Genomic DNA, 7,275 nt, shown 5'->3' with positions numbered 1-7,275 from the left:
CCATTCGTCGAAGCGTCGAACCGCGGGCAAAGCCCATCTCCCACCAGTCGCGCCTTTCGTCGAAGTGTCAACCGCCACCAAGGGCTAGCAGGAGGCGGCTGTTTCAAACGTTCATTTCGCGTTACTATCTCCCACGACTATCAACGCTGCATTCAACGAGGCAAAGGGCGTGGGCGCAGACCTTGAGAGAAAGCGCGTGAGAGAAAGAGCGTGAGCGCCATCGCGTCGCCCTGCGTGGGGCTCTGTTCCACCACCCTGGGGGATCGCACCTGCCGCGGCTGCCAGCGCAGCGATGCCGAGATCCGCGACTGGTTCGCCCTGGCAGGCGATGATCGTGCCGCGCGCATCCGGGAGCTCGACGCCCTGCGCGAGGCAGTGGCCGGCCGCTATCTGCGCTTGGTGAACGCCGCCGCCCTGGAGGTCCAGCTCAAGCGCCACCGCATCCGCTTCCGGCCGGAGCAGCCCGGGCTGTCACGCGCGGTGGAGCTGCTGCGGGTCGGCCGCGAGCAGATCCGGGAGCTAGCCCGCTATGGGCTGGCGCCGACGGGGCAGGGCGAGGGGCTCGCCGCCGCCGAGCTCCATTCGCGCCTGGCCGACGAGCTCATTGATGCCGCCGAGGCCCGCCGCCTTTCTTCTTCACTAGACCGTTCTGCCGAGAGCCCTTCATGTCCGTGACCCTGCCCGAGCCCCACCGCGCCAGCGCCGACGACCTGCTGTCCGCCGAGTTGCTCGATTTCCTGCGCTGCCGCACCCCGGATGCCTGGGTGGTCTGGGCGCTTCAGAACCCCGAACTGCTGCTGATCGACCACGCCCAGTGCGAGAAGAAGGCCGCCTCCACGGCCATGAGCCTGCTCTACCGCTACGTGGACCAGCCGCTGCTGCTCACCAAGATGAGCCAGCTGGCCCGGGAGGAGCTCTTGCACTTCGAGCAGGTGGTGAACCTGATGGAGAGCCGCGGCATTCGCTACCGGCATATCAGTGCCTCGCGCTACGCCGAGGGGCTGCGCCGCCACGTGCGCCCCGAGGAGCCCGAGCGGCTGGTGGACATCCTGATCATCGGCGCCTTCATCGAGGCGCGCAGCTGCGAGCGCTTCGCGCGGCTGATCCCTCACCTGGACCCCGAACTTGCCAAGTTCTATCGCACTCTGGTTAAGTCGGAAGGGCGCCACTACGAGGACTACCTGATGCTGGCCCGCCACCTGGCCGCATCGTCCATCGAGTCCCGTATCGCCTTCTTCGCCGATCGCGAAGCCGAGCTGGTGCAGACGCCCGACACGGCGTTCCGTTTTCACAGTGGCGTGCCGGCACAAGACCGGCCCCATGCTACGCAGGACCGACACCATGCGAGATGCACCTGACGCAACCGATACCCCACAAGCGGATCGGCTGGCCCTCTTCGGCCACTTCTCGCTTACCCTCGGCGAGGATGTGCTGACCCAGTTCAGCTACGACAAGGTCAAGGCGCTGCTGGTCTACCTGCTGCTGCACAGCCAGCCGGTGAGCCGCGCCACCCTGGCGGAGCTGCTGTGGCCCGACCAGGGGCTCTCCTCCGGGCGCACCAACCTGCGCCATGCGCTGCACTGCCTGCGCCAGTCCCTGGGCGAGCACGCCGACGAGGTGCTCGCCGTCTCGCGTCAGACCATTGCCTTCCATCTGCCAACCCGCTGGCAGTTCGACCTCCACGAGGTGCAGCGTCTGCTGGAGGGCGAGTGCGACCTGCCGACCCTGGCCGCGCTGCTCGACCACTACCAGGGCGATCTCGCCGAGGAGCTGCAGCTCAACAACTGCGGCGACTTCCAGCGCTGGCTGGTCCAGGTACGCAACGACTGGCGCCAGCGGGTGATCCGCTTCGCCGAGTCGGTGCTGGAGCAGCACGACAGCGTCCCCGACGGCCTGCTGGTGGACCTGGTCAACCGCTTCTCCGGGTACGGCCCCTTCCACGAGAAGCTGGTGCGCCAGCTCGCTGAGCAGGGCCAGCTGGCCGCCGCCCATGAACAGTACAACGCCTACCTGCAACTGCTGGCGCTCTCCGGCCAGCAGCCGGAGCCCGCCTTCCTGCAGCTGGCCCGCTACTGGTCCGACACCCACGCCGACGCCGCCGCCGGCGGGCTCGGCTTCGCCCGCACCCTGGCGGCGGACAGCGCGCCGCTGCGGGAGGAGGAGATCGAACAACGCCAGCTCTCGGTGATGGCCATTCGCCTGCGCCTGAAGGGCGACCTCTCCAGCCGTCCGGCCAGCCGCGCCTGCCTGATGCTGCAGTGCGAGCTGCTGCGCTGGCTGGAGGAGCAGTGCCACCACCTGGGCGGCTTCTGGCTGCCCGGCGCCACCGGCGGCCTGGGCCTGGCCTGCTTCGGCACCCACGGCCCCGCCCACCAGCTGGCCGAGCTGGTGGCGCTCTACGAGCACTGCCGGCGCATGCTCCCCGAGGAGAGCCGCCGCCACTGGAGCGGCGAGGGTGAACCGCCGCGCGTCGAACTCGCCGCCGGCCTCAACAGCGGCCGGGTGGTCTACCTGCCGGAGCGCGGCCTGGTCGACCCGCTGGGCCAGGTCACCCAGGGCTCGCTGGAACTGATGGCCGCCGCCGAGGGCAGCGAGCTGGTCATCTCCCAGGAGGCGAGCCAGCACATGCCGCCGGCGCTGGACCTGCAGCCGCGGCTGAGCTCCCGCCTGGTGGCCAGCGACGGCCGTATTCGCCTGCGGGCGCTGGTACTGGGCGCCAACGAGGGCGGCCGCGAGGCGCTGCCGCCCAGCCTGGTGGGTCGCGAGACCCAGCTGCGCACCCTGCGCGACGCCCTGGCCCGGGCCGGCATCGGCCTGCGCCAGAGCCTGCTGGTGCGCGGCCCCTCCGGCATGGGCAAGTCGGCGCTGATGGTGGGCTTCCGCCAGCTGGAGCAGAGCCGCGACGCCGCCATCTGCTGGCAGCCCACCACCCGGCTCTCGGTGCAGGAACCCTATGGCGTGGCCCGCCAGCTGTTGCGCTGGCGCCTGGAGGGGGCCCTCACCCCCGAGGCCCTGGCCGATCTGCGTGAGACCCTCGGGCTTGCCGACCTCGACGAGGCCCGCCAGCAGCTGCTGGAGGAGGCCCTGGGCGCCCGGGAGCCTCGCGAGATGGCCTTGCTCACCCAGAGCGGCGAGGCGGTGGAGCTGGTGGTGGGGCTGCTGCAGCGCCTGATCACCGCCTTTGCCGCCGAGCGTACCCTGGTGCTGATGATCGACGACCTGCAGTGGCTCGACGAGCCCAGCTTCAAGCTGCTGGCCGGCCTGCAAGCGCGCCTGCCGATCAACTGCGGCTTCATGCTGGTGGCCAGCCACCACGGCCGCGAGGCGCTGCCGGCGCGGCTGCACTGGGACCAGCAGATCACCCTGGGCCGGCTAGACGCCATGCAGTCCTCTCGGCTGCTCTCCCAGCTCGCCCGCCGTTACCGCATCCACCTGAGCCCACGGCTGCGCGGTCAGATCATCGAGCGCTGCGATGGCGTGCCGCTCTATCTGCAGGAGATCTGCCGACGGGTCGACATGGACCGCCGCGAGGGGCGCAGCGTGCACCTCGACGAGCTGCCCCACGGCCTGCTCGGCCTGCTGGCCAGCCGCATCGACCAGCTCGATGGCGACCGCGAGGTGGCTCACGCCGCTGCGGTGCTGGGCCGGCGCTTCCGATTCGACTTCCTGGCCGAGTGCAGCGGCTGGGAGAAGCTGCGCCTCGGCCAGGCGCTGGAGCAGATGCGTCGCCTCGAGATCATCGAGCCGGTGGAGGGCGACGAGGACGGCCGCGAGTACCAGTTCACCCACCAGCTGCTGCAGGAGGCCGCCTACCTCTCCTGCCCGCGGGACGTGCGTACGACGATCCACCGCCAGGTGGTCGAGCTGATCGAGGAGCGCTTCCCGATGTGGATCAGCCGCCACCCGGGGGACTTCGCCACCCACCTGCGACGCAGCGGCCACTACGCCCGCGGCGCCCGCTACTACGAGCTGGCCGCCCGCGAGGCGCTCAAGGTGAGCGCCAACCGCACGGCGCTGAAGATGGCCGATCTCGGCCTGGTCAGCCTGCGTCAGGTGGAGGACCAGGCCGAACGCGAAGTCAGCCTGCTCACCGTGCGCGGCCAGGCCGCCTTCGCCCTGGAGGGCCACGGCTCGCCCACCGCCCACGAGAGCTTCGTGCGCGCCCGCGAGCTGCTGGCGCACCTGGGCAGCGAAGAGGAGCCCGAGACCGCCGACCTGGAGCAGGCCTTCCTGGTCAATTGGGGGCTGTGGGTGGGATGCAGCCAGCGCCACGCTCATGCCGACGCCTTCCATCTCGCCTCGCGCCTGGCCGGCCTCGCCGAGCGCATGGAAGACCCGCGCTATCGCCGCCTGGCCGAATATGCTCGCGCCAGCTGCGAGTACTGGGCCGGGCGCATCCAGCGCGCCTACGACCATCTGGAGGAGATCAACCCCCTCGAATCGCCGATGATGATCGAGTGGCTGCCCTTCTCCGACCACCCCCAGGTGACCGCCGCCTGCTTCCAGGGCTGGGCGCTCTGCCTGCGCGGCGACTACCGCCGCGCCGAGACCCAGGTGGAATCCGCCATTCGCCTGGCCGAGAAGATCGGCCACCCCGGCAGCCTGGCCATGGCGCTGATGTACGCCGCCTCCCTCTACCGCCAGCTCGGCCACGTGCACCTGGCCGCCACCCGCGCCGAACGCGCCCACGAGCTCACCGGCAGCCAGGACCTGCACCTCTGGCAGATGGCCGCCCGCGGCGTGCTCGGCTGGCAGCGCGCCATGGCCGGCGACCGCGAGGGCCTCGTTCAGGTGGAGCAGGCCCAGGAGGAGCTCTCCGAGCTCACCGGCCGCGACCCCTACAGCCGCCCCTCGCTGTGGTTCGTGGACGCCTGCGTTGCGCTGGGGGAGTTCCGTCGCGCCGAGGACTACCTGGACCAGACCCTGATGCTGGCCCGGGAGAAGACCACCCTGTTCGTGCCGGAGCTCGCCGTGCACCTGGCCCGGGTTCGCCACCGCCTCGGCCACCCGCGGGAGGAGATCATCGCCCTGGTCGAGCTGGCCCAGCAACAGGCCCGCAGAGACGGCAACCTGCACCAGCAGATCAACGGCCTGGAGCTGTGGCTCACCCTGATCGACCCCGCCGACGACAAGGCGCGCCAGGAGCTGCGCCGCCTGCTCGCCGAGGTCAGCCACTCCGACGCCCCGATCATCGCCCGCTGGCGCAGCCTGCTCGACCGCGCGCTGCCGTACCCCGCCAACGCCGACGCCCTTTAGGGCGCCGGCTTGGGTAGGGACAGGGGGTTGGGGTTGTGTGTTTGTGGGAACTGGGCTTTGCCCGCGGTTCGACGCTTCGACGAATGGAAGCTGCCACTGCAGTTGGAGTCTACTGGTGGGAGCTGGGCTTTGCCCGCGGTTCGACGCTTCGACGAATGGAAGCTGCCACTGAAGCTGAAGTCTACTGGTGGGAGCCAGGCTCTGCCGGGCGAATGGAGGCGAAGCCGCCTTGCGGTGCTGAGAACGCATGGCGCTGCCACCAAGGCAGACAGCTACTGGTAGGAGCCAGGCTCCGCCGGGCGAATGGAGGCCGAAGGCCTCCCCAGTACTGCACCGTACCTATCATCCCAATAGTCAAAATTTGTAAGAGAGGTAGAGCCCTTCCCCCCCCCTGACGTAGAATGTTCACCTGAACGATACGTACAAGACACCGCAGGGAAGCTGGCCTACGCCCAGCAGGAGTACAGGCAAGGGACGATTGCCTCCGCCCACTTGCATCAGCCAACCCTGATGCACTCCTGATGCACGCCAGCCTCCCGCATCGAAGCAACAAGGGCCTGGGAATGCGCCCGGAACAATCCCCGAGCGGTAGCGTGCCTGAAGCCCCACCCCGCAAGAGCTCGTGATCCAGAGGATGGCCCGACGTATGAGCAGTGAAGACCTGCAGAACCGCTATGACGACGAGATCGATCTGCGCGACCTGGCACTGATGCTGGTCGAGGGCTGGTACTGGATCGTCGGTGCCGTGGTGGTGGCAGTGGTGGCAGCCTTCGCCTACCTGGCGGTCACAACGCCGACCTATGAGACACGGTTTCGTGCGGTGCCTGCGTCTACTGCCAACTTTTCCGGCTTCAATCTTCTCAATGGATTTTCCATTAGTCCTGACGAGGCCTATCGAGCTCTGGGTAATCGTCTTTCAAGTTTTCAGAATTTCGAGGCCTTTGTTAACGACAATCGTGAGAAGTTTGTGTTGTCCGAAGAAGTCGATTTGGGCAGGGTGTTCAGTGGGAGGTTCAGCATCGATGGACTTGCTGCGGAGCGTAATGGTCAGCAGGTAATGAATTTAACCTACTCATATCCTGAAGGAGAGGCTGGTTCTGATATTCTCAACACCTATGTGCGAGACACGGCCATTAATGTTTGGAGTACGCTGCGCAGTCGCTTTGATGACCATAACCGTGCACAAATCGCCAGGTTGATCACTGATCTTCAGCTTAAAAAAGAGACGATGCAGCGCAGTCGAGAGGATCGCCTGTTTACGCTAGAGCAAGCCATTGCAGTGGCTAGAAACCTAGGGATCGAGAAGCCCACAACGCCACAGCAGTTTGGCCGTCAGCCCAGTGGATCTGAAGTTATCTACGCCAATATCAGCGGTGATGGTTCTCTGCCTCTCTATTTCATGGGCTATCAGGCGCTGGAGGCTGAGCTTCAAGTTCTTGAAGACAACATTCGTGAAGGCCTTAGCAACTTTGAGATAAGGGAAACTGAACAGCAACTGGAGCAGCGGATCAGGATCGCGGAGTTGCTTGCCAGTGGTCAGCTCTATGGCGTCGACGAGGGCGTCGAGCCCAACCACATTGAACGCGTGGTGGACGTGGTCGAATACGCCTTCCCGCCGGCCGGCCCCAGCGAACCGCGCCGCACGCTGATTCTCGCCCTCTCCCTGGTGCTCGGTGGCATGCTCGGTGTGATGCTGGTATTCCTCTCACGCTTTGCAGTAAGCCTGAGAAGCTACCGAGAGACTCAGCAGGGCTGATGGACCGCTTGGCAGGGTGATCCACACTAGCCGGGGTGAGGAGAGTCAAGTGAAATATAGAGAAGGCTGCATGACAGAGCGGATCGGCAGCCTTCCCTTATCGCTAATTTCGTCTGGAATCAATTGGTTAACGAAGCCAGCCAAAACGTGAAAACGCATTTCCGGCACTTTTGCCGTGGGTTCCGTGAAATGCGATTATCGGCAAAAATGCCGATTAGGGCCCCCAAGTGGGCGGTGGGGCAGGGCAGTAAAACGGCAAAATT

General features: G+C 66.6%; 4 protein-coding genes. All 4 read left to right on the top strand.

Annotation, left to right across the window (positions count from 1 at the left end; all coding sequences use genetic code 11):
* The first annotated feature begins 210 nt into the window (after positions 1–210).
* The 4 genes from IBX53_RS13360 to IBX53_RS13345 all read left to right on the top strand — a co-directional run bounded on the left by IBX53_RS13360 (position 211) and on the right by IBX53_RS13345 (position 7,012).
* Positions 211–675, top strand: coding sequence for a DUF1289 domain-containing protein (locus IBX53_RS13360; RefSeq protein WP_290910035.1), 465 nt, complete (start codon positions 211–213; stop codon positions 673–675).
* Positions 666–1,358, top strand: a complete 693-nt coding sequence (locus IBX53_RS13355; RefSeq protein ID WP_290910033.1) for a tRNA-(ms[2]io[6]A)-hydroxylase — start codon at positions 666–668, stop codon at positions 1,356–1,358. The genes IBX53_RS13360 and IBX53_RS13355 overlap by 10 nt, the downstream gene beginning before the upstream one ends.
* Entirely contained in the window at positions 1,342–5,256 is a 3,915-nt protein-coding gene (locus IBX53_RS13350) for an AAA family ATPase (protein ID WP_290910031.1), read from the top strand. Before IBX53_RS13355 ends, IBX53_RS13350 begins: the two co-directional genes overlap by 17 nt.
* A gap of 646 nt (positions 5,257–5,902) precedes the next feature.
* On the top strand, positions 5,903–7,012 hold the full coding sequence (locus tag IBX53_RS13345) for a Wzz/FepE/Etk N-terminal domain-containing protein (protein ID WP_290910029.1): 1,110 nt from the start codon (positions 5,903–5,905) through the stop codon (positions 7,010–7,012).
* Positions 7,013–7,275: the final 263 nt, after the last annotated feature.

It is taken from the genome of Halomonas sp. (assembly GCF_014859505.1).
Classification (GTDB): domain Bacteria; phylum Pseudomonadota; class Gammaproteobacteria; order Pseudomonadales; family Halomonadaceae; genus Halomonas.
The sequence above is the reverse complement of the archived record's forward strand: the minus strand, read 5'-3'. Positions and strand labels throughout refer to the sequence as shown.

Coding starts and splice junctions, on each gene's coding strand:
- IBX53_RS13355 (WP_290910033.1), top strand. CDS start 666: ATGTCCGTGACCCTGCCCGAGCCCCACCGCGCCAGCGCCGACGACCTG.
- IBX53_RS13350 (WP_290910031.1), top strand. CDS start 1,342: ATGCGAGATGCACCTGACGCAACCGATACCCCACAAGCGGATCGGCTG.
- IBX53_RS13345 (WP_290910029.1), top strand. CDS start 5,903: ATGAGCAGTGAAGACCTGCAGAACCGCTATGACGACGAGATCGATCTG.